General features: G+C 42.3%; 23 protein-coding genes and 5 tRNA genes. 19 read left to right on the top strand and 9 right to left on the bottom strand.

What is annotated here, in order from left to right; genetic code table 11:
- The first annotated feature begins 1 nt into the window (after position 1).
- The 5 genes from AC3WTL_RS24950 (at position 2) to AC3WTL_RS24930 (ending at position 417) form a co-directional block, all read left to right on the top strand.
- Positions 2 to 75 (top strand) — tRNA-Gly (locus AC3WTL_RS24950).
- A 4-nt stretch (positions 76 to 79) separates the two neighbouring features.
- Positions 80 to 156, top strand: a tRNA-Ile gene (locus AC3WTL_RS24945).
- Positions 157 to 170: 14 nt separating this feature from the next.
- Positions 171 to 245, top strand: a tRNA-Asn gene (locus AC3WTL_RS24940).
- Positions 246 to 250: 5 nt separating this feature from the next.
- A tRNA-Ser gene (locus AC3WTL_RS24935) sits at positions 251 to 341 on the top strand.
- A 4-nt stretch (positions 342 to 345) separates the two neighbouring features.
- Positions 346 to 417: transfer RNA gene (locus AC3WTL_RS24930), tRNA-Glu, on the top strand.
- A 93-nt stretch (positions 418 to 510) separates the two neighbouring features.
- Here the strand turns inward: AC3WTL_RS24930 and AC3WTL_RS24925 are convergent.
- Positions 511 to 708, bottom strand: a complete 198-nt coding sequence (locus AC3WTL_RS24925) for a hypothetical protein (RefSeq protein WP_197207928.1) — start codon at positions 706 to 708, stop codon at positions 511 to 513.
- Positions 709 to 931: 223 nt separating this feature from the next.
- Here AC3WTL_RS24925 and glgB point away from each other — a divergent pair, with 223 nt between their 5' ends.
- Genes glgB through AC3WTL_RS24900 form a run of 5 tightly spaced genes read left to right on the top strand, consistent with a single transcriptional unit; the run spans position 932 to position 8,899 of the window.
- Positions 932 to 2,878 carry a 1,4-alpha-glucan branching enzyme gene (gene glgB / locus AC3WTL_RS24920; RefSeq protein WP_252219630.1) on the top strand — a complete coding sequence of 649 codons (1,947 nt, stop codon included), beginning with the start codon at positions 932 to 934 and terminating at the stop codon, positions 2,876 to 2,878.
- Positions 2,820 to 3,965: a glucose-1-phosphate adenylyltransferase gene (locus AC3WTL_RS24915; RefSeq protein WP_248348208.1), complete on the top strand. Its 1,146-nt coding sequence runs from the start codon at positions 2,820 to 2,822 to the stop codon at positions 3,963 to 3,965. The genes glgB and AC3WTL_RS24915 overlap by 59 nt, the downstream gene beginning before the upstream one ends.
- 53 nt (positions 3,966 to 4,018) lie before the next feature.
- Positions 4,019 to 5,047 (top strand): GlgC family sugar phosphate nucleotidyltransferase, encoded by a 1,029-nt coding sequence (locus AC3WTL_RS24910; RefSeq protein ID WP_222500089.1) that lies wholly within the window; start codon positions 4,019 to 4,021, stop codon positions 5,045 to 5,047.
- Positions 5,044 to 6,495, top strand: coding sequence for a glycogen synthase GlgA (gene glgA / locus AC3WTL_RS24905; protein ID WP_492370208.1), 1,452 nt, complete (start codon positions 5,044 to 5,046; stop codon positions 6,493 to 6,495). The genes AC3WTL_RS24910 and glgA overlap by 4 nt, the downstream gene beginning before the upstream one ends.
- A complete protein-coding gene (locus AC3WTL_RS24900; RefSeq protein ID WP_248348211.1) occupies positions 6,485 to 8,899 on the top strand; it encodes a glycogen/starch/alpha-glucan phosphorylase in 2,415 nt (804 codons plus the stop codon). The genes glgA and AC3WTL_RS24900 overlap by 11 nt, the downstream gene beginning before the upstream one ends.
- Before the next feature lie 416 nt (positions 8,900 to 9,315).
- Here AC3WTL_RS24900 and AC3WTL_RS24895 read toward each other — a convergent pair whose 3' ends face one another.
- Positions 9,316 to 10,164 carry a dimethylarginine dimethylaminohydrolase family protein gene (locus AC3WTL_RS24895; RefSeq protein ID WP_248348213.1) on the bottom strand — a complete coding sequence of 283 codons (849 nt, stop codon included), beginning with the start codon at positions 10,162 to 10,164 and terminating at the stop codon, positions 9,316 to 9,318.
- A 154-nt stretch (positions 10,165 to 10,318) separates the two neighbouring features.
- Here AC3WTL_RS24895 and AC3WTL_RS24890 point away from each other — a divergent pair, with 154 nt between their 5' ends.
- Positions 10,319 to 10,531 carry a hypothetical protein gene (locus AC3WTL_RS24890; protein ID WP_048011093.1) on the top strand — a complete coding sequence of 71 codons (213 nt, stop codon included), beginning with the start codon at positions 10,319 to 10,321 and terminating at the stop codon, positions 10,529 to 10,531.
- 67 nt (positions 10,532 to 10,598) lie between these two features.
- Here the strand turns inward: AC3WTL_RS24890 and AC3WTL_RS24885 are convergent, their stop codons facing one another.
- Both AC3WTL_RS24885 and AC3WTL_RS24880 read right to left on the bottom strand, forming a co-directional pair.
- Positions 10,599 to 11,354: a TraR/DksA C4-type zinc finger protein gene (locus tag AC3WTL_RS24885; protein WP_197212949.1), complete on the bottom strand. Its 756-nt coding sequence runs from the start codon at positions 11,352 to 11,354 to the stop codon at positions 10,599 to 10,601.
- Positions 11,355 to 11,649: 295 nt separating this feature from the next.
- Positions 11,650 to 12,582, bottom strand: coding sequence for a 1,4-dihydroxy-2-naphthoate polyprenyltransferase (locus tag AC3WTL_RS24880; RefSeq protein WP_492370207.1), 933 nt, complete (start codon positions 12,580 to 12,582; stop codon positions 11,650 to 11,652).
- 395 nt (positions 12,583 to 12,977) lie between these two features.
- Between AC3WTL_RS24880 and AC3WTL_RS24875 the strand changes: the two genes are divergently transcribed.
- The 6 genes from AC3WTL_RS24875 (at position 12,978) to menC (ending at position 20,560) form a co-directional block, all read left to right on the top strand.
- Positions 12,978 to 14,387, top strand: a complete 1,410-nt coding sequence (locus AC3WTL_RS24875; RefSeq protein ID WP_394580455.1) for an isochorismate synthase — start codon at positions 12,978 to 12,980, stop codon at positions 14,385 to 14,387.
- The gene (gene menD, locus AC3WTL_RS24870; RefSeq protein WP_492370206.1) at positions 14,384 to 16,129 is read left to right on the top strand and encodes a 2-succinyl-5-enolpyruvyl-6-hydroxy-3-cyclohexene-1-carboxylic-acid synthase; all 1,746 of its coding nucleotides are present in this window, start codon (positions 14,384 to 14,386) and stop codon (positions 16,127 to 16,129) included. The genes AC3WTL_RS24875 and menD overlap by 4 nt, the downstream gene beginning before the upstream one ends.
- A gap of 6 nt (positions 16,130 to 16,135) precedes the next feature.
- Complete coding sequence (gene menH / locus AC3WTL_RS24865; protein ID WP_492370205.1) at positions 16,136 to 16,981, top strand: 2-succinyl-6-hydroxy-2,4-cyclohexadiene-1-carboxylate synthase; 846 nt, start codon at positions 16,136 to 16,138, stop codon at positions 16,979 to 16,981.
- 75 nt (positions 16,982 to 17,056) lie between these two features.
- Positions 17,057 to 17,878, top strand: a complete 822-nt coding sequence (menB, locus tag AC3WTL_RS24860) for a 1,4-dihydroxy-2-naphthoyl-CoA synthase (RefSeq protein WP_048011098.1) — start codon at positions 17,057 to 17,059, stop codon at positions 17,876 to 17,878.
- 86 nt (positions 17,879 to 17,964) lie between these two features.
- Positions 17,965 to 19,452 (top strand): o-succinylbenzoate--CoA ligase, encoded by a 1,488-nt coding sequence (locus tag AC3WTL_RS24855; protein WP_492370204.1) that lies wholly within the window; start codon positions 17,965 to 17,967, stop codon positions 19,450 to 19,452.
- Position 19,453: 1 nt separating this feature from the next.
- On the top strand, positions 19,454 to 20,560 hold the full coding sequence (menC, locus tag AC3WTL_RS24850; RefSeq protein ID WP_492370203.1) for an o-succinylbenzoate synthase: 1,107 nt from the start codon (positions 19,454 to 19,456) through the stop codon (positions 20,558 to 20,560).
- Positions 20,561 to 20,919: 359 nt separating this feature from the next.
- Here the strand turns inward: menC and AC3WTL_RS24845 are convergent, their stop codons facing one another.
- From AC3WTL_RS24845 to AC3WTL_RS24830, 4 genes are all read right to left on the bottom strand, one after another.
- Positions 20,920 to 21,072 carry a DUF1540 domain-containing protein gene (locus tag AC3WTL_RS24845; protein ID WP_082139021.1) on the bottom strand — a complete coding sequence of 51 codons (153 nt, stop codon included), beginning with the start codon at positions 21,070 to 21,072 and terminating at the stop codon, positions 20,920 to 20,922.
- A 118-nt stretch (positions 21,073 to 21,190) separates the two neighbouring features.
- The gene (locus tag AC3WTL_RS24840; RefSeq protein WP_035330424.1) at positions 21,191 to 22,240 is read right to left on the bottom strand and encodes a cytochrome d ubiquinol oxidase subunit II; all 1,050 of its coding nucleotides are present in this window, start codon (positions 22,238 to 22,240) and stop codon (positions 21,191 to 21,193) included.
- 13 nt (positions 22,241 to 22,253) lie between these two features.
- Positions 22,254 to 23,615 (bottom strand): cytochrome ubiquinol oxidase subunit I, encoded by a 1,362-nt coding sequence (locus tag AC3WTL_RS24835; protein WP_048011101.1) that lies wholly within the window; start codon positions 23,613 to 23,615, stop codon positions 22,254 to 22,256.
- A 129-nt stretch (positions 23,616 to 23,744) separates the two neighbouring features.
- Entirely contained in the window at positions 23,745 to 24,749 is a 1,005-nt protein-coding gene (locus tag AC3WTL_RS24830) for a metal ABC transporter substrate-binding protein (protein ID WP_197212964.1), read from the bottom strand.
- 295 nt (positions 24,750 to 25,044) lie between these two features.
- Here AC3WTL_RS24830 and AC3WTL_RS24825 point away from each other — a divergent pair, with 295 nt between their 5' ends.
- Positions 25,045 to 25,608, top strand: a complete 564-nt coding sequence (locus AC3WTL_RS24825; RefSeq protein ID WP_076263309.1) for a beta-class carbonic anhydrase — start codon at positions 25,045 to 25,047, stop codon at positions 25,606 to 25,608.
- Here the strand turns inward: AC3WTL_RS24825 and yidD are convergent.
- A complete protein-coding gene (gene yidD, locus AC3WTL_RS24820) occupies positions 25,605 to 25,844 on the bottom strand; it encodes a membrane protein insertion efficiency factor YidD (protein WP_492370202.1) in 240 nt (79 codons plus the stop codon). The two genes, AC3WTL_RS24825 and yidD, sit on opposite strands and share 4 nt — an antisense overlap.
- 141 nt (positions 25,845 to 25,985) lie before the next feature.
- Between yidD and AC3WTL_RS24815 the strand changes: the two genes are divergently transcribed.
- Complete coding sequence (locus AC3WTL_RS24815) at positions 25,986 to 26,459, top strand: S-ribosylhomocysteine lyase (RefSeq protein WP_252219621.1); 474 nt, start codon at positions 25,986 to 25,988, stop codon at positions 26,457 to 26,459.
- The last annotated feature ends 72 nt before the right edge of the window (positions 26,460 to 26,531 follow it).

Genomic DNA, 26,531 nt, shown 5'->3' with positions numbered 1-26,531 from the left:
TGCGGGTGTAGTTTAGTGGTAAAACCTCAGCCTTCCAAGCTGATGATGAGGGTTCGATTCCCTTCACCCGCTCCAAAATGGGCCTATAGCTCAGCTGGTTAGAGCGCACGCCTGATAAGCGTGAGGTCGATGGTTCGAGTCCATTTAGGCCCACCATTTAATTTTATTGTTCCGCAGTAGCTCAGTGGTAGAGCATTCGGCTGTTAACCGAACGGTCGTAGGTTCGAATCCTACCTGCGGAGCCATATATGGGGAAGTACTCAAGTGGCTGAAGAGGCGCCCCTGCTAAGGGTGTAGGTCGGGTAACCGGCGCGAGGGTTCAAATCCCTCCTTCTCCGCCATATTGGCCCCTTGGTCAAGCGGTTAAGACACCGCCCTTTCACGGCGGTAACACGGGTTCGAATCCCGTAGGGGTCATACAAAAAAGCTGTCAACAATTTGTTGGCAGCTTTTTTGTTGTCTATGTTTGTATTTGTGTAACTCTGCTTTACAGTTCATTTCTGCTCCTGTTTAATCAAATTTCTCTTCTTCCCTGCTTAATCTATTGCCGGGATTATTCAAATCAATATCAGAAGATATTCCCGTATAGGGGCCTCTAAACATATCACCAGTGGCCATAATCTTTCCATCCGGTGCTTCAAATAGTGGAATCCTTATTTCCTTTTTGGATGCCTCATTCAATAAAAACTCCTCTTCTTTATTGCTCAAAATATTATTCTCCTTTCATTTTTTGCTTGCATATTTTGTTTTATTTTGTCTAAGTTTACCGGAAATTATGTCGAAGGCTGTTAAAATGGGCAAAATGCTATCGTTTATTAGCGGATTATGAACGTTGTTGTCATAAAATTAAAAAAACTTTTACAAGGACTTTTCAAAGGTGCAGCGAATATAACAGGAAAGTCAAAAGAAACGAGACTGGGTGGGGAGAAGGATGGTAGTGGATACTTTGTTTCCAACCGATTATCAGCTGCATTTGTTCCATGAAGGGACGCTTTATGAGAGTCACCAGTTATTTGGTGCACATGTAGTTTCAAACGGAGGAGCAGTGATTACCCGTTTTTGTGTATGGGCACCGAATGCTGAAATTATCAGATTAGTCGGTGATTTTAATGATTGGAATGGAGAAGGCTATACCTTACATAGAGTGAATAAGGAAGGTGTCTGGATTATTCAGCTGGATGGAAACATGGAAGGTGCCTTGTATAAGTATGAAATTACTACAAAGAAAGGAGATATGCTTTTAAAGGCTGATCCTTATAGCTTTTTTTCAGAAGTAAGGCCGAATACAGCTTCTAAAGTATATTCGCTGGACGGGTATCAGTGGGATGACAGCAAATGGATGCAAAAAAAAGAAAAGAAGGCTATTTTTACAGAGCCTGCGGTCATTTATGAGGTCCATCTTGGTTCGTGGAAGCAAAAAGAATCGGGCAGTCCCTATACGTACCGGGAGCTTGCAAGGGAATTAATACCTTATGTGGTGGAGCATGGGTTTACGCATATAGAATTGCTTCCTCTAATTGAGCATCCGCTCGACGCTTCCTGGGGCTATCAGGGAACAGGTTATTACTCGGTTACCAGCCGTTATGGCAGTCCGCATGATTTTATGTATTTTGTTGATCAATGCCACCAGCATGGTGTTGGGGTGATTCTGGACTGGGTGCCGGGGCACTTCTGCAAAGATGCCCATGGCCTTTATCAGTTTGATGGTTCGTATTTGTATGAGTATGAAACAGAAGGTGACAGAGAGAACCGGGTATGGGGAACTGCCAATTTTGATCTCGGCAAAAATGAAGTGCAGAGTTTCCTTATTTCCAACGCTGTTTTTTGGATGGAGAAATACCATATTGACGGCTTCAGGGTTGATGCAGTTGCTAATATCATTTATTGGCCGAACCGGGATGGAAAAACAGAAAATCCGTTTGGTACCGGCTTCCTTCAAAATCTCAATAAAGTGGTTTCACAATATGATTCTTCCTTTCTCATGATGGCAGAGGATTCAACAGACTGGCCGCAAGTGACTGCACCAGTTAATTATGGGGGGCTGGGTTTTCATTACAAGTGGAATATGGGCTGGATGAATGACGTTCTTACATATATGGAAACAGAGCCCGAGAGGCGATCTGGTGTGCATGGGAAAATGACATTTTCGCTTTTGTATGCTTTTACAGAGAACTTCATACTGCCTTTTTCACATGATGAAGTTGTCCACGGAAAAAAATCGCTGCTGGATAAAATGCCGGGCGATTACTGGCAAAAGTTTGCCCAATACAGGCTCCTCCTTGGCTATATGGTTGCCCATCCCGGCAAGAAGCTTCTTTTCATGGGGAGCGAATTCGGGCAGTTTTCCGAATGGAAAGACAAAGAACAGCTAGATTGGCATCTGCTGGATTACGAGATGCATAAAAAAGCAAATGATTATGTGAAAGAATTGTTAAAGGTCTATAAACGTTCCAAGCCTCTTTTTGAGCTTGATCATCTTCAGGATGGCTTTGAATGGATTGATTGTCATAATTCGCACCAATCCATCTTTTCTTTTATCAGAAAAGGCTCTAAAGAGAGTGATTATCTCGTGATTGTCTGCAATTTTACACCGTATATATACCCAAAATACCGTATAGGCGTACCAAATATGGGATCTTACCGGGAAATATTTAACAGTGACAATGACAGCTTTGGAGGATCAAATTGCACAAACAAGAGGGTCCTTAAGAGTGAGGAAATTGAGTTTCATGGCAAGCCGTTCAGTTTGGAGATGTCTATTCCGCCATTTGGCATTTCAATATTACGCCCTGTAAAACATCGGAAGGAGAGGAAGGGAAATGGGAAAGAAAAAGTGCGTGGCAATGCTATTAGCAGGAGGGAAAGGGAGCAGGCTTAGTTCTCTGACAAAAAGCCTGGCGAAACCTGCAGTTCCTTTTGGAGGAAAGTATAGGATCATTGATTTTACATTGAGCAATTGCACCAATTCGGGAATTGATACAGTCGGGGTTCTGACACAATATCAGCCGCTGGTTTTGAATTCATATATTGGCATAGGCAGCGCATGGGATCTTGATAGAAAGAACGGCGGCGTGACAGTCCTGCCCCCTTACAGCGAGTCATCAGAAGTCAAATGGTATACAGGAACAGCCAGTGCCATTTATCAAAACCTTAACTATTTAAAGCAGTATGATCCTGAATATGTCCTGATTTTATCAGGTGATCATATTTATAAAATGAATTATGAGCTGATGCTGAATTATCATATTGAAAAAGGTGCGGATGCCACTATTTCTGTTATTGAAGTACCTTGGCCGGAGGCAAGCAGGTTCGGCATCATGAACACGGATGAGGAGATGCGGGTCGCAGAATTTGAGGAAAAACCAGCATATCCAAAAAATAATTTGGCCTCTATGGGAATATATATTTTTAATTGGTCTGTTTTAAAGGAATATTTGGAAATGGATGACCGCAATCCGGAATCAAGCCATGACTTTGGAAAAGATATCATTCCATTAATGCTTGACGAAAATAAAAAGCTGTTCGCTTATCCGTTCAATGGCTACTGGAAGGACGTTGGTACAGTTAAGAGCCTGTGGGAAGCAAATATGGATTTACTGGATGACGAATGCGAGCTGAATCTTTTTGATCATGATTGGCGGATTTATTCGGTCAATCCGAATCACCCTCCACAGTATATTTCAACTCAGGCAGAGGTTGCAGAGTCATTGATAAATGAAGGCTGTACGGTTGAGGGCGAAGTTGAAAAGTCAGTGCTTTTTCAAGGGGTTCTGGTTGGGAAGAATTCGGTGATCCGTGAATCGGTAATCATGCCTGATGCTGTGATTGGCGAAAATGTCTATATTGAAAAGGCGATTGTGCCAAGCGGAATGAACATACCTGATGGCGTGGTGATCAGTGCTTCCGAAGAGGATGACGAAATCATTCTGATAACACAGGAAATGATACAGGGAATTTGTTCTTAATTTACAGCTGGATGCCAAGTCGGATCCTGGCCAATAAAACGGGAGGGAATGTCATGAAGAAGAGAATGCTTGGTGTAATAGACGCAACAACCTACCATGAAGGTTTAGAGGAATTGACAGTACACAGGTCGCTCGCAGCTGTTCCGTTTGCAGGCCGCTATAGGCTGATCGATTTTGTTCTCTCAAATATGGTCAACTCGGATATTGAGAGTGTTGCCATATTTCCGAAGTATCAATATCGCTCTTTAATGGATCATCTTGGTTCAGGGAAAAACTGGGACTTAAACAGAAAAAGGGATGGGCTATTCTTTTTTCCGTCTCCTTTGCTGGATAGTCCTAGTAAAGGGATCGGATCTTTCAATCACTTTGCTGCGAATTTGGATTATTTTTATCGCAGCAAGCAGGAGTATGCCTTGATCTCAAACTGTTTCACCGTTTTTAATATGGATTTCAGGCCTGTTCTGGATAGACATATTATGACGGGGTGTGATATTACAGTTGTTCGCCAGGATGGACGCTCGCTGGAAATGTACCTTGTAAAAACCTCGCTGCTTATAAGTTTAATAGAAAATAGAAACGAAACAGGATACACGTGTATGAGTGATGTTGTTACAGATATCCACCATTCGTATACGATATGCAATTATGAATATACCGGCTTGGCTGTCATGATTGATTCCATTGAAAATTACTTTGCTGCCAGTATTGGGCTATTGGAACCGGAGGCATGGAAAAATATTTTTCTGCGCAGCCAGCCCATTTATACAAAAGTAAAAGATGAACCCCCAACCCGATATGTAAAAGGTGCGAGCGCAAAGAATTCGATGATTGCAAATGGATGCATGATTGAAGGAACAGTCGAGAACAGCATTATCTCCCGCGGAGTCAAAATTGGCAAGGGCTCAGTCGTGAAAAATTGTATAATCATGCAAAAAACCCAAATTGGCGAGAACTGTGTTTTAGACTCTGTTATTTTAGATAAAGATGTTAAGGTAGAATCCGGTGCCAGAATTGAGGGAAGAAGTGAAATGCCTCTGGTAATTCGCAAAGGTACCGTACAAGGAGCGCTGATGAACTCGTGAAAGTATTGTTTGCTGTTTCTGAATGTGTTCCATTCGTCAAATCCGGAGGTCTTGCCGACGTAGCCGGTTCACTCCCGAAAGAGCTTGCCAAACAGGGGACTGACGTACGGGTGATTCTTCCGAAGTATGGTTCCATATCAGATGACTTAAAAAAGAAAATGTCTAAAAAGTGCGAGTTTACAGTTCAGGTTGGCTGGAGAAACCAGTATTGTGGAATTGAAGAACTTGAGCACCAGGGAATTACATTCTATTTTGTGGATAATGAATACTATTTTAACCGCGAAAAATTATATGGCTATTTTGACGATGGAGAGCGGTTTGCCTATTTTAACCGGGCCGTGCTGGATGCTCTTCAGCATATTGATTATTGTCCAGATGTTATTCACAGCCATGATTGGCATACCGGGATGATTCCTTTTCTGCACAGGGTTGAGTATCGTGCGAAAAAGGGGTATGAATTCATTCGGACAGTCTTCACCATTCATAACCTTCAGTTTCAGGGGATTATGCCAGGGGCTGCTCTTGGGGATTTATTAGGGCTTGACTATAGCCATTTTCATCCGGATAAGCTTGAATTCTTCGGAAATATCAATTTTATGAAGGGCGGACTTGTCGCTGCTGATAAAATTACAACAGTCAGCCCTACCTATAAAGATGAAATTCAAACCGAGTATTACGGTGAGAAGCTGCATGATTTATTGAAGCGCAGAGCTTATGATCTGGAAGGAATCTTAAATGGAATTGATGATGAGTTTTATAATCCTGAGAAGGATCCATTTATTAAAGAGAACTATACCTTTGAAAAGCTTCAGATTAAAAAAGAAAATAAGATGGATCTTCAGAAAAAATTCAGCTTGCCGGTGAAGGAAGAGGTTTCTCTGATAGCCATGGTTACGAGGCTGACAAAGCAAAAGGGCCTGGACCTGGTTAAATGTGTGTTCCATGAGCTTATGCAGGATGATATTCAAGTCCTTGTTTTGGGAACTGGAGATCCTGAGTTTGAGCAATTTTTCAGGGAGATGGAAGCGGCCTACCCTGATAAGTGCAAAGCATATATTGGGTTTGATGAAGGCCTTGCACATGAATTCTATGCAGGGTCCGATTTATTCTTAATGCCTTCCCAATTTGAGCCCTGCGGGTTAGGGCAGATGATTGCGATGAGATATGGCTCCATTCCCATCGTAAGGGAAACAGGCGGGTTAAATGATACTGTTCTTTCTTACAATGAAGTCACAGGAGAAGGAAACGGTTTTTCCTTCAGCCATTTTAATGCCCATGACATGCTGTACACCATTAGAAGAGCAATAAACTTTTACAGTGACAGCAAAACATGGGAGAAGATTATGAAAAATGCAATGGGTATGGATAATAGCTGGGCGCAATCTGCTTTCAAATACAATCAGCTATATGCAGGCCTTGTTTCAAGGAGTGAAAGCCATGTTTTCTGATCGCGATGGGTTCAAAGAGGAATTCCTGAAAAAATTGGAGATGACCTGTGGAAAAAGCTTCGGTGAAAGCACAGAAAGAGATCATTACTTCACGCTCGGAAATATGATCAGGGAACATGTGAGCACAGAGTGGATTAATACAAATGAGCGATACCGCATCGACCGTGAAAAGCAGGTATATTACTTATCCATCGAGTTTTTATTGGGCCGCCTGCTTCATCATAATCTGATAAACCTGGGAATTGAGCAGGTTGTAAAAGATGGCCTGGCAGATCTGGGCATTGATCTCAACCGCCTTGAAGAAATTGAAGCAGATGCAGGGCTGGGAAACGGGGGACTGGGACGTCTGGCGGCTTGCTTTATGGACTCGCTGGCATCCTTAAACCTACCCGGCCATGGCTGTGGAATTCGCTATAAGCATGGACTTTTTGAACAGAAAATTGTGGATGGCTATCAAGTGGAGCTTCCGGAGCAGTGGCTGCGGAACGGCCATGTATGGGAAGTCCGAAAAGCCGACCTGGCCATTGAGGTTCCTTTTTGGGGCAAAGTTGAAACGGCAGAGGACAACGGCAGGCTTGTGTTCCGCCATGTAAATGCGGAAACTATTTCGGCTGTCCCCTACGATATGCCTGTTGCCGGCTATCAAACAGATACGATTAACACTCTCAGGCTATGGAATGCTGAACCGTCTCCTTATCCTGTAAATCATGATATATTAAAATATAAACGGGAAACCGAATCTGTTTCCGAGTTTCTATATCCTGATGATACCCATGATGAGGGGAAGATCCTGAGGCTGAAGCAGCAATACTTTCTTGTTTCGGCCAGTATCCGTTCCATTGTGCGTTCCTATCGAAAGCAGCATGCCAGTTTAAGAGATTTCCATGAATATGTGAGCATTCATATTAATGATACACATCCGGTTCTTGCCATTCCTGAACTTATGAGAATCCTGCTGGATGAAGAGGGAATGGGCTGGGAGGAAGCCTGGGATATTACAGTCCGGACAATTGCCTATACGAATCATACAACTCTTTCAGAGGCTTTGGAGAAATGGCCTGTCCGCATTTTCCAGCCTTTGCTGCCGCGGATTTTTATGATAGTGAATGAAATCAATGAACGTTTTTGCCGCGATCTTTGGGACAGATATCCGGGTGACTGGAAGCGGATTGAGGATATGGCGATCATCGCGCACGACCAGGTAAAGATGGCACACCTTGCACTTGTCGGAAGCTCCAGCGTTAATGGTGTTGCCGCCCTTCATACAGAAATCTTAAAGAAGCGGGAAATGATTCAGTTTTATGAAATTTTTCCTGAGAAATTTAATAATAAAACCAATGGAATTACACACAGAAGATGGCTGCTGAAAGCCAATCCGCTTTTATCTGGTCTTATAAATGAGACCATTGGGGCAGGCTGGATTCGGGAACCGGAAAAGCTTCGCGAGCTGGCAGATTTTAAGAATGATAGGGTTTTCCTTCGGCAGCTGCATCAGATTAAGCAATTGAACAAGGAAAGATTGGCGAAGCGCATTCAGGAGCAGCAGGGCATTAAAGTTGATACGTCTTCGATTTTTGACATTCAGGTTAAGCGTCTGCATGCTTATAAACGCCAGCTGTTAAATATTCTGCATGTTATGCATTTATATAACAGGCTGAAGGAAGATTCCAATTTCCGCATGCACCCGCGGACTTTTATTTTTGGTGCAAAAGCTTCCCCTGGCTATTATTACGCAAAGAAAATCATCAAATTAATTAATACCGTTGCTGAAAAAGTGAACAATGACCCGCAGACAAGAGATGTTCTAAAGGTTATCTTTCTTGAAAATTACCGGGTTTCGCTGGCAGAGGAAATTTTCCCCGCTGCAGATATCAGCGAGCAGATTTCTGCAGCAAGCAAGGAAGCTTCCGGTACAGGGAATATGAAATTCATGATGAATGGCGCTTTGACAGTTGGTACACTGGATGGAGCCAATATTGAGATAAAAGAAAAAGCAGGAGATGACAATATCTTCATCTTTGGATTAACGGCAGATGAGGTGCTCAGCTATTACCAGAATGGCGGTTATAATTCCAGAGAGTATTACCATCATGATAAGCGAATCCGCCAGGTCATCGACCAGCTTGTGAATGGATTTTTCCCGGATGCTGATGATGAATTCGAGCCTATATTTGACTCCCTGCTGATGGAAAATGACCAATACTTTGTGTTGAGGGATTTTGCTTCGTACGTAAATATCCAGAAAGAAGCCGGGATGGCTTATGAGGATCGGGATCATTGGCTGAAAATGAGCTTAATGAACATTGCCGGCTCAGGCTATTTTTCAAGCGACCGCACAATCAGCGAATATGCGCGGGAAATCTGGAAAATCAAACCCGCTGGCGTTGAGTTGATGAATAAGTAAAAGGAGAACAGCCTTTCCAGTGAGAAAGGCTGTTTTTGGTTGATTAGTGCGAATAACGCCCAAAAGGAAAGTGCTCAAGAGAGAATGGGAGTTAATCAGGGGTAATAACGCCCAAAAGGAAAGTGCTCAAGAGAAAATGGGAGTTAATCAGCGGGAATAACGCCCAAAAGGAAAGTGCTCAAGAGAAAATGGGAGTTAATCAGCGGGAATAAAGCCCAAAATGAAAGTGGTCAAGAGAAAATAGGTGTTAATCAGGGGTAATAACGCCCAAAAGGAAGGTGCTCAAGAGAAAATGGGAGTTAATCACAAGGATTAACTCCCAAACTGTAGATGCGCAAGAGAGAAAAGCAGTTAATCACAAACAGCGGTTTCCAAGAGGGTCTATAATCTTTCTACGGTTCATTGAGGCAGGAGATCTACCCTTTACTGCGTCTAACAGGCATAGTGCAGCAGCGGAAGGCACCTCCGGATTTAATAATTTCAGTAATGTCTACCTCAATGACTTCATAGCCCCTGGACCTTAGTTCTTTATTGACATTCTTATTAATGGGAAGGCTGAAGATTTTTTTATTGCCAATTGAGAGGACGTTCGTTCCGAGTGTGAATTGCTCCTCTTCCGACACTTTTATTAAATCATAGCGCGATTCCAGCATTTTTACTTTCTCCCCATGAATCTCTCCTGGAAAAATAAGAGCTTCCTCAGGTGAAATGATATTAAATACACAATCAAGGTGAAGATATGTATCAGTGAAGGGGACGGATACGACTTCATATTCAGGCATAAGGCTGCGAAGGTGCTCAATTGCTTCCTCGTAGGTCCGGCTGCTGACTCCGGCATATATAGTTTTGCCATCGATGAGTACGTCACCTCCTTCTATACGATCACCCGTAAGGTTGTAAAAAGGAACCTGATTTACTTCCAGCCATTGTCTCAGAACATTTTCCTCCCCCTGCCGGATATCAGCAGCCATTTCGGCAACATACACCTTTTCTCCAAGCGTAAATCCGATGTCACGGGTAAAAACCTGCTCAGGGTATTTTTCAAACGGGGGCAGTAAAACGACTTCGATCCCCTGATCCTTCAATGCACTGACAAAGTGCCTGTGCTGTTTCATCGCCACGTCGATATTAATTCCTTCTTTTTTATAATGCTTCTGTGTTTCGTTAATAGTATCCACAATCGTCATGTACTTCGGTTCACATAACACCACTTGTTCAAGGTTGTCATATTCTGAAAAGCATGCTGCTTTCATTTGTGCGGACATAATGAACCTCCCAGCAATTTATTCTAAAACTAATATTTCCTTTGTGGCAAAGTTTTACTCTGCAAAGCGAAAATATTAACAATAATTTCCACTACAAAAAAGGTTTAAAAACCCTGATAATGAAATCATTAGATATAAAGGGGGTAGCTGTTAAATGTACCAAATCGAGAGAGGATCAATGGAAGAAGTTTTGCTGCATCTTCAAAATATTGGACTGCAACTAAATGAATTCGAGAAAACAAGTGATTCTATTCCGGTGAAAAATTATAAAGAACTGCTGGAATTCAGCATCTCCATTGCCCGCCGCACAAACGACGTTTCCGATACGATTGATGAGATTATCCAGGATATCGAATCCAAACTATAAATATAAATAAGGGTATCTTATTTTGCCATTTGACATAAAAAAGCGATGCAGCTGCATCGCTTTTACTTTAATCCTTATCTTCATCCACATAGCCGTCAGTCTCATGATACGGCACATCCCCGAAAGGTGCTTCGATATCATTTTCATCCAGCATGGCTTCATACTCTTCCTGTTTCTTGGAAGGATAGATTTTTCTCTCCTTGCCTTCAAGGTCATTTCCGACAAATGTCTCATAATCTTCTGTAAAACCTTCGTCATCATGACCTTCATTATAAAGGGAATTGTAATCTTCATAGTCCCCCCTTAAATCAGAGGGTGTCTCAGAAGTGCCAAAACGGGCAACTTCCTGAAAGCTGTCTTCATTATCTACTACTTCCCTGAATTGATGATGCTGAAAGGTATTCCCATGAGCAGGTTCAAGCACATCTTCCTCAACAGGACGGTCTCCCGGCACATTTTGTTCAGGACTATGATCCTTACAGTAAAGGGTTGCCGGAATCACTTCCAGCCGCTCGTATGGAATATCAGAACCGCACTGTTTACACTTACCGTATGAACCATCTTCAATTGCCTTTAGTGCAGCATTCACTTTATTGAGTTCAGAGTCATGGTGCTCTTCTAATGCAAAATCCTTTTCGCGTTCATAAAGTTCAGAACCCATATCTGCGGGATGGTTATCATATAGAGATAGCTCTCCTACTGCATCTCTGGCGCTTGCTCCTTCCAGACTGCCTTCTTTATTGCCCTGCAGCTGGGACTCCAGTGATTCCTTTTCATCATTCAATTCCTTTTTTAAAGTGCTGATCTGTTCATTGGTCAACATATTATGTCACATCCTTAGTTTTGATGATTTTTATAAATGCCTGTTGATCTGATAGTCAAGCTTATAATAAAGCCGAGCTCTGACAGTTTTGCTCCGCCGGATATCAAATCTTAGTCCATATGGGTTTAGTATGGACGTAGTTTGCAAAATCATAACGGAAGAAGTAATTTTACGGCCTGCATCTTCCTTAAGTAAAAATTACCCGTTAAAAATGGGATGAAACCAGGATGACAGCATCTGCTGATTTTTTCCAAACAAAAAACCCCTGCCATAGAAGCAGAGGTTTATTAAATGATTATAGTAGATATCCGAGAAACAGGCCTACTGATAAAAGGAAGCCAAAGATTGTATTTGTCTGTGCAGTTGCTTTCATCGCAGGCATCATTTGCATCGGAAGTGTTTTGCCGATGAAGCCTTTCGTTGCTTTAATGGCCTTAGGCGCACTAAGGACAACGATAGCAAGCCATGGTGTTATGATGCTCATGGCGATTAATATGAAGACCCATGCATAAGACACGATGAACATACAGGCAAGCAGGTTAATTGCTCCTTTTTTTCCTAAAAGAATAGCCAATGTTTTACGGCCGAACTCCTTGTCGCCATCCAAGTCTCTGATATTATTGGCCAGCAGAATGGCGCCAACAAGAATCAATATAGGGAACGAAACTAAAACACTTGTTGCGGTTACGGTTCCTGCCTGGATATAGAAAGAAATAAGAATGATTAGCATGCCCATGAAAAACCCTGCGAATAATTCACCAAATGGTGTGTAGGCAATCGGAAGAGGACCGCCTGTATATAAATATCCTACTGCCATGGAGGCAAGTCCGATTGCTGCAATCCACCAGCTTGTGTTCATGCAAATATAGAAACCAAGCAATATCGAAATCCCGTATAGCCCAAACGCCAAATTCAGGACTGTTTTTGGTTTGATTCCTTCACGGACAATCGCTCCGCCGATTCCAACAGAGTCTTCCGTATCAAGCCCTCTTTTGAAATCATAATATTCGTTAAACATATTGGTAGCAGCCTGAATCAGCAGACTTGCTGCCAGCATGGCAAAAAACAGGCTGAAATTTATTTCGGTAAGTTCCATTGCAAGAGCTGTTCCAAGTAAAACCGGAACAAAAGCAGCGGTCAAAGTGTGCGGCCTGGTCAGCTGCCACCAGACTCTCCAGTTCTTTGAACTGGAAGCAGGCGGAAAATTGGTCTGTGCTTGTGGTTGCATGATAACTCTCCCCTTAATTATCTATTCTGTAATGGTATCAATCATTGCATCATTCAAACTTGTTTATTTTAACTGATTATCAGGGTATTGTCAAAGTAAACCCTCATAAGCCAACTATACCAAACACCTTAAGTTTAGGTAAATACCGCAGGAGTGTCAACGTATTATTGCCGTAAAATGTACCGGTATTTTCCATGATTGTTGTAACGTAACAGTTATTTACAGTGAACCTGAGTTAATTGATATTATAGATGCCGAAAGTAAGCTATAATATAAAGGATACAATAAAGGAATGGCAGGATTGACATCATTGACATTCCTTGAATCACAGGTGTATCTTAGAATAAGTTTAAAGTAGGATAACGGCAATTTAAGCTGTTATTGGAGGGATTTTTTTGGTTACGATACAAGATACGGAACTAAAAGAAGGGATCCAGGAGGCGATTGAAAGGGCCAAAGCCTTATCAAAGCCTGTTTTAGTGAGTGAAGTGAAAAAAATAAATCATATAGACCCCCTTTCTTTTTATGCGGCAGGAAAGAGCCGTTTTTTTGGTGAACGCTTTTTCTGGAAGGATCCTTCCAGTGAAGCTTATATAATCGGGCTTGGCATCTGCAGGCAAATCCAGTCAGACGAAAGTACAGACAGATTTAAACGGGTTGAAAAGGAATGGAAGCGTTTTATTAATAACAGTATTATTTTTAACCCTTATAATGAAAATGCAACAGGGCCCTTGATGTTTGGCGGTTTTTCTTTTGACCCGCTGAAGCAGAAAACAAAGCTTTGGTCAAAGTATTCCAATTCCCTTTTTCATGTGCCGGCTTATATGTATAGTGAAATCAATGGACAAGCCTTTTTGACAACAAATGTTGTCTGTACACAGCATGATAGTGAATCACTTTTTGAAAAGATAGCCGCTGAAAGAAGCATGCTAATCGGTTCAATCAATGATTATCATCCTGAGAGTGCAAACACTCTTCAGGAAGAAGCGGATATCAATCCGGAAAAATGGATGGAGACAGTGGATAAAATTGTTGATGAACTAAAAACAGGATCCCTATTAAAAAAGGTTGTGCTTGCGAGGGAATCCAGGCTCATTTATGAAAAGCCGATTGAGATAGAAAGAGTTATCCTGAATCTCAGGAAAATGCAAAGTGAAAGCTTTATCTTTGCGTTTGAATCGAACGGTGACTGCTTTATTGGAGCCTCTCCTGAACGCCTTATAAAAAAATACGGGGAAAACGTGTTTACAACTTGTCTGGCAGGTTCCATCCCCAGAGGCAGAACGGAAGATGATGATCATATCCTTGGAGAAACATTACTGCATGATCAAAAGAACTTGACTGAACATCAATATGTGGTGGATATGATAAAGGAAGCTATGGAAGAATCCTGCACAGAAGTTGAACTGCCGAATGAGCCGCAGCTGATGAAAATGCGTGATATTCAGCACCTGTATACCCCTGTAATAGGAAAGACCAGGGAAGATGCTTCACTTCTTGCTTTAGTTGACCGTCTTCACCCGACTCCTGCTCTTGGTGGGCTGCCTAAAAGAGAAGCAGTAGAAAAAATCAGAGAAGCAGAAGAACTGGATCGCGGCTTTTATGCTGCTCCATTAGGATGGATGGATTTTAGAGGAAATGGCGAATATGCTGTGGCAATAAGATCCGGTCTAATCCAGGGGAATGAGGCATCCTTATTTGCAGGCTGCGGAGTGGTACAGGATTCAAATGCCGAAAGCGAATACCAGGAAACAAAGATTAAATTCCGGCCAATGCTTACGGCTCTTGGGGGTTATGAAAAGTGAATCATCAGGAAGCTTTAACTTCATATATAGCCGCATTTGTGGCTGAACTAGTAAAAAGCGGGGTAGAGGATGTCGTGGTCAGTCCCGGCTCCCGTTCTACCCCGATGGCAATGGTAATGGCAGAGCATCCGGAGCTTCGTGTACATATTCATGTAGACGAGCGTTCGGCTGCCTTTTTTGCGTTGGGAATTGCTAAAGCATCCCAAAAACCGGCAGCTTTGCTGTGTACATCCGGAACAGCTGCAGCCAATTACTACCCTGCCATTGTGGAAGCCAGGTATTCCAGGGTGCCGCTAATCGTGCTTACGGCAGACCGGCCTCATGAATTAAGGGATGTAGGCGCTCCACAGGCGATCGATCAGATCCATTTGTACGGTAATAATGTAAAGTGGTTTGTTGAAATGGCTCCTCCCGATAATTCAGCAGAAATGCTGCGTTATGCCCGAACAGTATGTGCGAGAGCAGCTTCGGCCGCTAAGAGTTCGCCGGCTGGACCTGTTCACCTTAATTTCCCTTTCCGTGAGCCGCTAGTTCCGCAGCTGGATCGTGCTGATTTATTTGAGCTTAGTGAACGAACAGAGGGGTATGTAAATATTCAGGGTGGCAAGCTTAGTTTGCCTAACGAAGAGTACAAAGAAATGGCACAGGTTTTAAACTCCGCACAAAGGGGGATTATAATCTGCGGTCATCTGGAAAAATCCGGCTTCCCGGCTGCCGTTATTAAACTGGCGGAAAAGCTGAACTTTCCGATCATTGCCGATCCATTATCACAGTTGAGAAGCGGACTGCACGATGGCAGCTTCATTATGGATGCATATGATACCTTTTTGAAAAATGACGATGCAAAAAAAGCTCTTAAGCCGGATGTCATCATTCGCTTCGGTGCTACGCCTGTATCAAAGCCATTGTCCATTTTCATGAAAGAAAACAGTACTGCCCGGCAGATTATTGTTGATGGGGGCGGCGGATGGCGTGATCCTTCACTGCTCTCGACTGAAATGATTCATTGCGATGAGCTGCTGTTCTGCGAATCTGTCACCTCATATTTAAACACTTCAGAGAATGATGAATTCATTGCACTATGGAAAAAAATCAATGATCTTACAAAAGTAAGGCTTGCTGATATTAATGAAGCAGATGAATTGAGTGAGGGTAAATTATTTTTCCAGCTCGCTGAAATGCTGCCGGAAGGCTCGACATTATTTGTAGGAAACAGTATGCCTATACGGGACCTGGATACTTTTTTCCATTTTAATCAAAAAGGCATTAAAGTAATGGCTAACAGGGGAGCAAATGGCATTGATGGCACAGTTTCAACTGCTCTTGGTGCCGGAATGGCATCCCAGCCGCTCTATCTTGTGCTCGGTGATTTAACTTTCTTTCATGATTTAAATGGTTTAATTGCCTCTAAGCTGTATGGAATTGATATCAATATATTGCTGATTAATAATAATGGAGGCGGAATCTTTTCATTCCTTCCTCAGGCGAATTACCCCAATAACTTTGAAAAACTGTTCGGAACACCGCTGGATCTTGATTTCAGCCATGCCATTAAGATGTTTGGCGGACAATATGATTTAATATCAGATTGGGAACATTTTATTTCAGCCTTCAAACGGAACATGGACATACCTGGCTTGAAGGTAATGGAAATTACGACAAACCGGGACAGAAATTTAACCGAGCATCGAGAATTGTGGAATTCTGTTTCCCGGGAAATAAGTCGATTGCTGGAAGGGTGAATGCCGATGAAATATGTCATGAATGGAGTTCCCTATCATGTCGATACGTGGGGTAAAGGATTTCCGCTCCTGCTTCTTCATGGCTTCACGGGAAATAGTGAGGGGTGGAAAGAGTTCGTTCCCTTCTGGGAAGGTCATTCGAAGGCAATAGCTTTGGATATCATCGGCCATGGGAAGTCTGGGGCACCATCTGATATTGGCCATTATCAAATAGAAGAGTGTGCCGCTGTGATAAACAGTCTCTTAGAAGAGATGGGAATCGGGAAAATTGATGTTCTTGGATATTCCATGGGAGGGCGGCTTGCGCTGACTTTTGCAGTTAAATATCCTGAAAAAGTCCGAACGCTGATTTTAGAAAGTGCTTCCCCAGGGCTGAGGACAGAAGAGGAAAGGCATGAAAGAAGAGTGCAGGATGCCAGGCTGGCTGCCAGAATCAGGAAGGAAGGCATTGTGAATTTTATCGATTATTGGGAGAATATCCCCTTATTTCAAAGCCAAAGAAATCTTCCTGATCAAATCCGAACACGAATAAGAAACCAGCGTATGGCCAATTCTATTGGTGGTCTGGCAAACAGCCTGAATGGCATGGGTACCGGCACACAGCCATCCTGGTGGGAGGAGCTCGGTAATCTGAAAATGCCAGTCCTTCTATTGACCGGGGAGCTGGACCAAAAATTCTGCAGAATTGCAGAAGAGATGTCGAAAGCATTGCCAAATGTTCAGTGGAAGGCTGTTAAAAATGCAGGACATGCAATTCATGTGGAGAAACCTGAATTATTTGGTACAATAGTAAGTGGGTTTTTGTCGCAATTAGGGGAGATTAATACAAAAGCAGTAAAGATTGAGGAATGATGTCCTTTGCTGGCGCAAAGCTGTGCGGCAATTATCGCGCTATCTAATACAATACATATTGAGGAGGATTCATGTATGTCAGCTGTAGAATGGGTTGCAGGAAAAAAGTACGAAGAGATTATGTATGAAACATACAATGGAATTGCGAAAATTACCATCAATAGACCACAAGTCCATAATGCCTTTACTCCAAGAACCGTAATGGAATTAATTGATGCATTTGCGTACGCACGTGATGATGAAAATGTAGGTGTTATTGTCCTTACAGGTGCAGGAGATAAAGCATTTTGTTCAGGCGGAGACCAATCTGTCAGAGGACATGGCGGATATGTAGGGGATGACCAGATCCCTCGTTTAAATGTTTTGGATCTTCAGCGCTTAATCCGTGTCATTCCTAAGCCGGTTATTGCGATGGTAAAAGGCTATGCGATTGGCGGAGGCCATGTCCTTCATATCGTATGTGACTTAACGATTGCAGCTGATAATGCTGTATTTGGACAAACAGGACCTAAAGTGGGAAGCTTCGATGCAGGTTACGGTTCAGGATATCTTGCAAGAATCGTGGGCCATAAGAAAGCACGCGAAATTTGGTACCTGTGCCGCCAGTACGGTGCCGAGGAAGCTCTGGATATGGGGCTTGTTAATACAGTTGTGCCACTTGAGAAAGTGGAAGAAGAAACAATTAAGTGGTGTGAAGAAATTCTGGAGAAGAGCCCGACTGCTATCCGCTTCTTGAAGGCTGCCTTCAACGCCGATACAGATGGACTCGCCGGAATCCAGCAATTCGCCGGTGATGCAACTCTTCTATACTATACAACGGATGAAGCAAAAGAAGGCCGTGACGCATTCAAAGAAAAGCGTAAGCCGGACTTTGGCCAATTCCCGCGTTTCCCTTGATTTTGAGGTATACTATTTTTTCAGCTTGATGGCCAGTCCATCAGGCTGTTTTTATATGAAAAAATCGCATGAAATGAGGTTTTAGGATGGAAGCTCAAATAGTACCGAATTTCCTTCAAAAACGGGCATTCTTAACACCTGAACGCCCAGCCCTTTCTTTTTTGGAAAAAACCTATACATTTTCCGAAGTGTATGATCGTGCATACATGATAGCAGGGCAATTACAGGCAGCTGGATTAACGAGAGGCCAGTTTGCAGGTGTGCTGCTGAGAAATCATGAAGATAGTGTTTTTATCCTTTTGGCGCTGCAGCTAATCGATGTGAAGGCCGTTATATTAAATAACAGGCTAACAGCCGAGGAATTAATTTGGCAACTGGGTGATTCGAAGTCGGCTTTCCTTTTAACAGAGAGTTCCTTTGATGGAATAAGCCAAAAGGTTGTAAAATCTTTACGGGGAATTTCAGCGATACATAAAGAAGAGCTCTTCAGGAAAGATCCTGCCCAGCCGGCATTAATAGAGGAAGTAAGTCTTAATGAGGTTTGTACTGTCATGTATACATCCGGCACAACGGGGAATCCGAAAGGCGTTCTGCAAACCTACGGTAATCATTGGTGGAGTGCAGTGGGGTCTGCGTTAAACTTAGGGCTGAATGAAAACGACAGCTGGCTGTGTGCTGTGCCGATTTTTCATATTAGCGGCTATTCCATTTTAATGCGAAGCATCATCTACGGCATGAAAATGGTTCTTTTTGAATCTTTCCATGAGAAAAAAGCCATCAAAGCCATTTCCAGCGAAAAAGTGACCATCATGTCTGTTGTGAGTACGATGCTTACCAGGATTGCAGATGAACTAAAAAATGAGCAGCTGCCGGACTATTTCAGATGTATGTTATTAGGGGGAGGTCCAGCAGCGAAATCTCTTCTAGAAGTTTGCAGGGAGAAGGCTATTCCTGTTTACCAGACTTACGGGATGACGGAGACTTCTTCACAGATTGTTACTCTGGCACCGGAATACAGTTTCAGCAAATTAGGTTCAGCCGGAAAGCCTTTATTTCCTTCCCAGCTGAAAATTGTTAATCCTAATGGGGAGCTTGCGGATCCTGGATATGCGGGTGAGATTCTTGTCAAAGGCCCGAATGTGACGAAAGGGTATTTAAACCGTGAAGAAGAAACTGTGAAAAAAATAAAAGATGGCTGGCTCTCAACCGGAGATATAGGCTATGTCGATCAAGAAGGATTTTTATATGTACTTGATCGGCGTTCAGACTTAATCATTTCAGGCGGGGAAAATATTTATCCTGCTGAAGTTGAGGGTGTTCTTGCTTCACACTCCCAAATATCAGATGCAGGGGTGATTGGCATGAAGGACAAGGTTTGGGGTGAAGTGCCGGTCGCCTTTATTGCCGGAGAAGAAAGCCTGGATAAAAAAGAAGTGACAGAGTACTGCTTAGAGAAGCTGGCAAAGTATAAAGTGCCTAAAAAGATCATCATGATTAATGAAATTCCCAGGAATGCTTCTAAGAAGATATTAAGAAGGAAACTCCGGGAAATGCTCGGGGAAAGCGGGAATTAGCATGGATATAAAAACTATTACTTTGTATAGAATTGCGATGCCTTTAAAAACGCCATTTTCCACTCATTTAGGAACTGTTAAGGACAGAGAGGGAATTATAGTTGAAGTAACTGATAAAGAAGGTCGGAAGGGATATGGGGAAGGAGTCGCCTTCTCTTCCCCCTGGTATACAGAGGAAACGGTTGAGACGAGCTATCATGTGCTAAAGGAGTTTCTTATCCCTATCTTGCGTAATTCGGATATTGAGCATCCTTCAGATGCAGGACGTGTTTTTAATGACCTGAGAAGGAATCAAATGGCGAAAGCGGCGCTGGAAATGGCTTTATGGGACTTGGCTGCAAAAATAGAAGATATTTCTCTTTCTAAATTTATAGGCGGTAAGAGGGAACAGATCCTATCCGGCGTGGTTGTTGGCGCCAAAACAAAGGAAGAAGTTAGAAGACAAATTGAAAACTATCTGGAAAGCGGCTATCAAAGGGTCAAAATAAAGATCAGCCCCGAAAATGATTATGAATTGATCTCAGAGATCCGCCGCTATTACCCCGATCTGCCAATCATGGCTGACGCTAATTCAGCTTACTCATTGGAGGATATAGACCAGTTAAAAAGGCTTGATGACTTCGAGCTTATGATGATTGAACAGCCGCTTGAATATGATGATATTGTTGACCATGCAAAGCTTCAGAAGGAATTGCAAACACCGATCTGCCTGGATGAAAGTATTGTTACCTTTAATGATGCCAGAAGAGCCATCGAGCTTGGAAGCTGTAAAGTTATTAATATTAAGATTGGCCGGGTTGGAGGTTTAGGTACAGCAAAGAAAATTCATGATTATTGCCTGGATAAAGGGATCGCAGTCTGGTGTGGAGGTATGCTCGAGTTCGGAATCTCCCGAGCCCATAATATTGCGCTGGCTTCTCTGGAGGGCTTTTCAATACCCGGTGACATTTCTGCATCAGAAAGGTATTGGGAAGAAGATATTATTCTCCCTGAAGTCACCGTAAAAGACGGGATGATTAAGGTTCCTGATAAACCGGGTATTGGTTATGAGATTAATGAGAAAAGACTGAGTGAAGTAACAATCTCAAAGGAATGCTTTGTCTTGTAGAAGAAAACCGCCGTTCTATTTTGGAAGAACGGCGGTTTTCGTTTGATTGCAAAAAAATAAGGCGCATCCGCGGCGCCTTTTATGATCAATTATTGAGTGATTTCGTCTTTAATAAATGAATCTTCTTTAATGGCAAAGGAGCTTAATCCAGCAGCAGCGGCAAAAGCAGCTCCAAGCAAAATAACGGTCGATAACATATGTATCACTCCTATTAGTTATTGTTATTCTATACATTCCCGGTAAAAAAAATAATAAACTTATTTATATTAAAAAAAGCGGTGCAGCACATGCACCGCTTTTGCAATATGCATTAATGGCACTGCCGGAATTTGACAAAATTCGAGCGGTGCCTCTCACCATTAATGCGGTTCGAACGTTTTGCAGTCTGTTTCTTTGCTGTTGTCTGCCGTTTCGCCAGTATGGCTGACTACGTATATTTGATCTGCACTGCATCGGTTTCCATTTTTCCAGAAAGTACAGTTATTAACTTCACATAGTACGTCTTGTGCCATTTTCAAACACCCCTTAACAGAAAATTGTGACCACATTGAAATTGACAAATTTCCGGAGCATGTCACTTCTTTATTTTCTGCAGTGCTTTTTTGTTCAGTCATGGCATTTGCAGGAAGATCAAGCCGGGTCTTTGGTTTGTTTTTGCCGAAGATATCGTTTGTCGTTCATGAAAAGGCTCCAAAAGTATATGAACCCGGGGAAAAGGATAAGGAATCCTGCGATATAGGTGGCAAATATGGCCCGGAATGAACTTGGATCAGTAAACGCAGAAGCAATAGTCACTTCAGGGTAGACGATATAGGGAAGATGAGCTTTTCCATATGCATAGCTGGCAGCAAGGTATTGGAGGGTTATGGCAATAACCGCCAATCTGGGAATTCCCCTAACTCCTTTTTTGTTTACGGATGGCAGGAACAGGGCAAGCCCTCCTATTAGAAACAATCCAAGAGACAGCAAAAGCAAAGGCATATCATCTATCATCTTTTCATAAATCCAAAATGCTTCTCTTTTCAAAGTAAACATAATAAGAAATGCCATTATGATTGAAATTGGCCCAAGCACGATTGCATCCCTGCGGTATACTGAGTAAGCTTCCATCTCTTCCGAGGCTTTTGAGTAGTCCGCGAGGAGAAGGGAAGACAAAAACAATGTGCTGCTGATTGCAAAGCCGATAAAAGCATATTCGTTCGGGCTTGTAAAAAGATGTGCCAGGTCCAGAGATTGCCTGCCATCACTAAATTCAACAAAGTCTCCATGGGTGATGGGCAAAACGCTGATCAGCAATCCGGGGATAAGAATTCCGGATAGGCCTGAAATATAGGTGAGCGGCTTCCTGTATTCTTCCGCAATGTTGGAAAACACCAGGAATGCACTGCGGATCGCCAGTAAGAGCAATATGATGCTTCCTGGTATTAGAAGTACAGTTCCCAGTGTGTAGGCTGCAGTCGGAAAAAGGCTATAAACTGCCACTACAATTGCGACGATAAAGGTATTTGTCACTTCCCAGGTAGGAGATAAATATCGGTTTGCCACATTTGTTGCCTTTATTTTGGGCCGATTAAAGTAAATCATGGACCAGAAGCCTGCGCCAAAATCCATTGTCGCCATAACCGCATATATGAAGACGAATCCCCATAACACTGTGATGGCCAGTAATTCTTCCGCCATTGGATTCACTCCTTCATGTGTTTGATCCGTATAGAGGAACGTTTTTCTGTTTGGCTCTATTTATGTCATCGATTACAGTATTCTTTTTAAAGTAATAAAGCATAACAAACACAACTGCTACTCCAAGTACTACATACACAAGGGCAAAAAGAATAAATAAAATCCCCAGATTCTCAGCTGTCGTAACAGAATCAGCGGTAGACAGCACCCGGTAGATGGTCCAGGGCTGACGGCCGGTACAGGCAAATACCCATCCGAATTCTATTCCAAGAACTGCGAGCGGGCCAGAGGCAACAAATGCCCACATGATGAACCTGGGAAAATGGTCTCTTTTCAGGAATTTATTCCATACGAAAGCAATAAGAGATAATAATATGAGCAATGAGCCTATTCCGACCATCGCATTAAAGAGGGTATGAACAAAAAGCGGAGGCCACTCTTCTTCAGGAAAATCATTCAGCCCCACTACTACGGTGTCAAAGCTGTTGCCCGCCAAAAAGCTTAGTGCCCATGGAATTTCAATTCCCCACTTAACCCTCTGAGTTTCACGGTCTGTAAATCCTCCAATCGCAAGGGGAGCATAGGATTGAGTTTCAAACAGCCCCTCTGCTGCTGCAAGTTTTTCCGGCTGGTACTCATGCAGGTATTGAGCCGATTCATGCCCGTTAATAGCTGTTAGAAAAGAAAAAATTCCCCCGACAATCAAACTCAGCATAAGTGCTTTTTTATGAAAGTTATATACTCGTGTTCCGAATGGAGTTCTAAGCATTTTAAAAGCAGCAACTGATGCTACAACAAATGCCCCTGTTGTATATGCTGATAGTGCCACATGTCCTGCTGTAACGATAAAGCTTGGGTTAAAAAATGCAGCCCATGGATCCACATCGACAATTTCACCATCGACAATTCTGAATCCCTGTGGTGTTCCTTCAAAAGCGTGAACATTAGTTATCAATACAGCTGAGGCAAAAGCGCCAAGAGCTACCAGTATAAGGCTTGATATACGCATCCATGGAGGAATTCTTTCGGCAGCATACACATAAATTGACATAAATAAAGCTTCAATAAAGAAAGCATAGATTTCAATCTGGAATGGCAATGCCATTACCTTGCCGATAACCTCCATAAAACCAGGCCATAAAAGGGAAAGCTGAGTCCCTGCTATGGTTCCTGTCGGAATTCCTACTCCAAGCAGCACCGCAAATGCCTTAGTCCACCTTTTTGCCATAATGACGTAATCATGATCCTTCGTTTTCTGGTAAAGAAGTTCCGCTGTCAGCATCATCAGCGGCAAGCCAACTCCAATGGTTGCAAAAATAATATGAAAGCCCATTGTAGTCCCAAATAAAGACCTCGCAATCAATAAATCACTCATTGCTTTTTCATCCCTTCAATTTCTTCAATGGAAATAGTTTCTGCAAAAAAAAAGACAACTATGTAATCTTTTCCTGAATTACCTAAATTAAGAGACAAAAAAACCTCCCAATGCGGGAGGCTGGTGTGCTTATTTATTTAGCGCTTTTTTCAATGAAGCCAAATTATCTTCCATAAGTGTAAAATATGTTTGATTTTCGGTAATATTTTCTTCTGTAAGGACCGATAAATTATGAAGCATTAGCGGTTCTGCGCCAATTTCTTTCTGCAGAATTTCAGTCAGTCTTGAGCTCACATTCTGTTCGAAAAAAACATATTTTAAGTCATGTTCTTTTGCTTCTGCTATGATTTTCTGCAGTTCTTTCTGAGTAGGCTCGCTGGAAGAATTTAAACCGGATACACTGATTTGATCCAGACCATACCGTTCTTCCCAATAGCCATAAGCTGCGTGTGAAACGATGAATTCCTTATGCTTTGCACTTTGAACTGTCTGTTCAAAATCAGAATGAAGATTATCAAGCTTCTTTGCAAGCTCCATATAATTTTGTTCAAACTGCTCTTTCTGATCAGGCATCTGTTCCACTAAAGCATCCTTAATTGATTCCGCCAATTCTTTCGAGTATAAAGGATCCAGCCAAACATGGGGGTCGATATCTCCATGGTTGTGATCATGGTCCTCTTCAGATGATTCAGCTCCGTGTCCGTCAGCATGTTCATCTTCATGCTCAGCTTCATCAGCATGTTCTTCATGTGCAGGATCATGATTTACATCTGAGTGGACAAACTCAATATTTTCTCCAGCGGCGACCATTTTAACATTCTCATTTTTCAATGTTTCTTTTGCCTTTTCCACAAACCCCTCAAGACCCAGTCCTATAAAAATGAATAGATCTGAATCGGCCAGCTTCATCATATCTTTTTGAGAAGGTTCAAAGGTGTGTTCATCCGACCCCGGCGGGTAGATGGTTTCAACTTCTATCGCTTCTCCTCCGATTTGTTCAGTAAAGTATTGTAGAGGATAAACGGTTGTATAAACCATAGTTTTATCGCTGCTGCTCTCCTCTCTCTTTTCACCTGTACAGCCAGAAAGAACAAGGATTAGCCCTAGAATATATATCAAAAATGACTTTTTCATTTTTTTTCCTCCTTTTTATAAAGCGTATCTATTACGATTTAAAGTACAGACCATATTTTAAGTAATGTTTATAATTATGACCTTTAATACGTAACCATTACGATTTCCCTTAGTAATCTTACAAAATATCCAGATAAAAAGCAAGGAAAAAAATTTGTTTGGAGCACCTACTTTATGTATCATAATTATAGAGGCCAGTGAAAGGTCTTTATTAGTATTGACATTTTTTCGTCAAGTATGGGAGCGAATAGCTCTTACAATCAAAGTATTCACAAAAAGACAGGGAGTGGAACAATTGAAACTTTTAGAAGAGATCTTAAACCATAACCAGCAATTTGTTGAAGAAAAAAAGTACGAAGAATTTGAAACAACGAAATTTCCTAATAAGAAAATGGTTATTCTGACTTGCATGGACACACGTTTAGTAGAACTTTTGCCAAAAGCGCTTAATGTAAGAAATGGTGATGTGAAAATCATTAAGAACGCGGGAGCCTTAGTAACCCATCCGTTTGGAAGTATTATGAGAAGCATATTAATAGCTGTTTATCAGCTGCAGGCGAAAGAAGTGTTTGTTATTGGCCATCATGACTGCGGCATGAGTGGAATGAAGGCTGATGCGGTTGTCAGCAGCATGAAAGAGAGAGGCATTACTGACGATGCACTGGATACGATGACATACTCAGGAATTGCTGCAGATGATTGGCTGAGAGGTTTTGAAAATGTTGAGGATAGTGTATCCCATAGTGTACATATGGTGAAAAAGCATCCGCTGATGCCGGCAGATGTGCCTGTGCATGGGCTTGTTATTCATCCTGGCACAGGCAAGCTTGACCTTGTAGTGGACGGATACGAGGGTTAATTCTTTTTCTTTTTGGGCCATTGCTCTGGAACCAGGTCGACACCGCCCGGATGAAGGGGATGGCATTTAAGGATCCGTTTTATTGTCAGCCAGCCGCCCTTGAAGGCGCCGAATCGCTTAACTGACTCCAGCCCATAATGGGAACATGTCGGATAAAACCGGCATGTGGGAGGCTTGAGCGGGGAAATCACAATTTGATAAAAACGAAATATTGAAATGAGAATTTTTTTAAACATGGCATTACCTTTCCCGGTTAAATCATATTTTCTTTTAAAATAACATATTATCATGATAAAGTCATAATTTTCATATTAATTTGATGAATTTAGTCGGATATTATGCTATAGTAAAAGGAAAACTTTAGGGGAGTGTTTTATATGCCTTCAGTAGAAAGTTTCGAGTTGGATCATAATGCTGTAAAAGCGCCTTACGTGAGGCACTGCGGTGTCCATAAGGTGGGCAGTGACGGATTAGTGAACAAGTTTGATATCCGGTTCTGCCAGCCAAATAAACAGGCGATGAAGCCGGATGTCATACACACACTTGAGCATCTGCTTGCGTTTAATATCCGTACTCATGCAGAAAAATATGACCATTTCGACATTATTGATATTTCCCCGATGGGCTGCCAGACCGGCTATTATTTAGTGGTAAGCGGTGAGCCGTCAGTTGAAGAAATAATTGATCTGCTGGAAGCTACAATGGAAGATGCAGTTGAAATTACCGAAATTCCCGCGGCAAATGAGAAGCAATGCGGGCAGGCAAAGCTTCATGATCTTGAAGGGGCAAAGCGTCTTATGAGATTCTGGCTGCAGCAACCAAAGGATGACTTGAAACAGGTTTTTGCATAAAGTGAAACTTCAATCAGTGGGGGTTTTCCTTATCCCCCACTGATTGTTAGTCGCGTTCTAGTGTCGCTAAGA

Source organism: Cytobacillus sp. EB106-05-05-XG126 (assembly GCF_058791715.1).
This window is presented reverse-complemented; position numbering and strand designations above follow the sequence as displayed.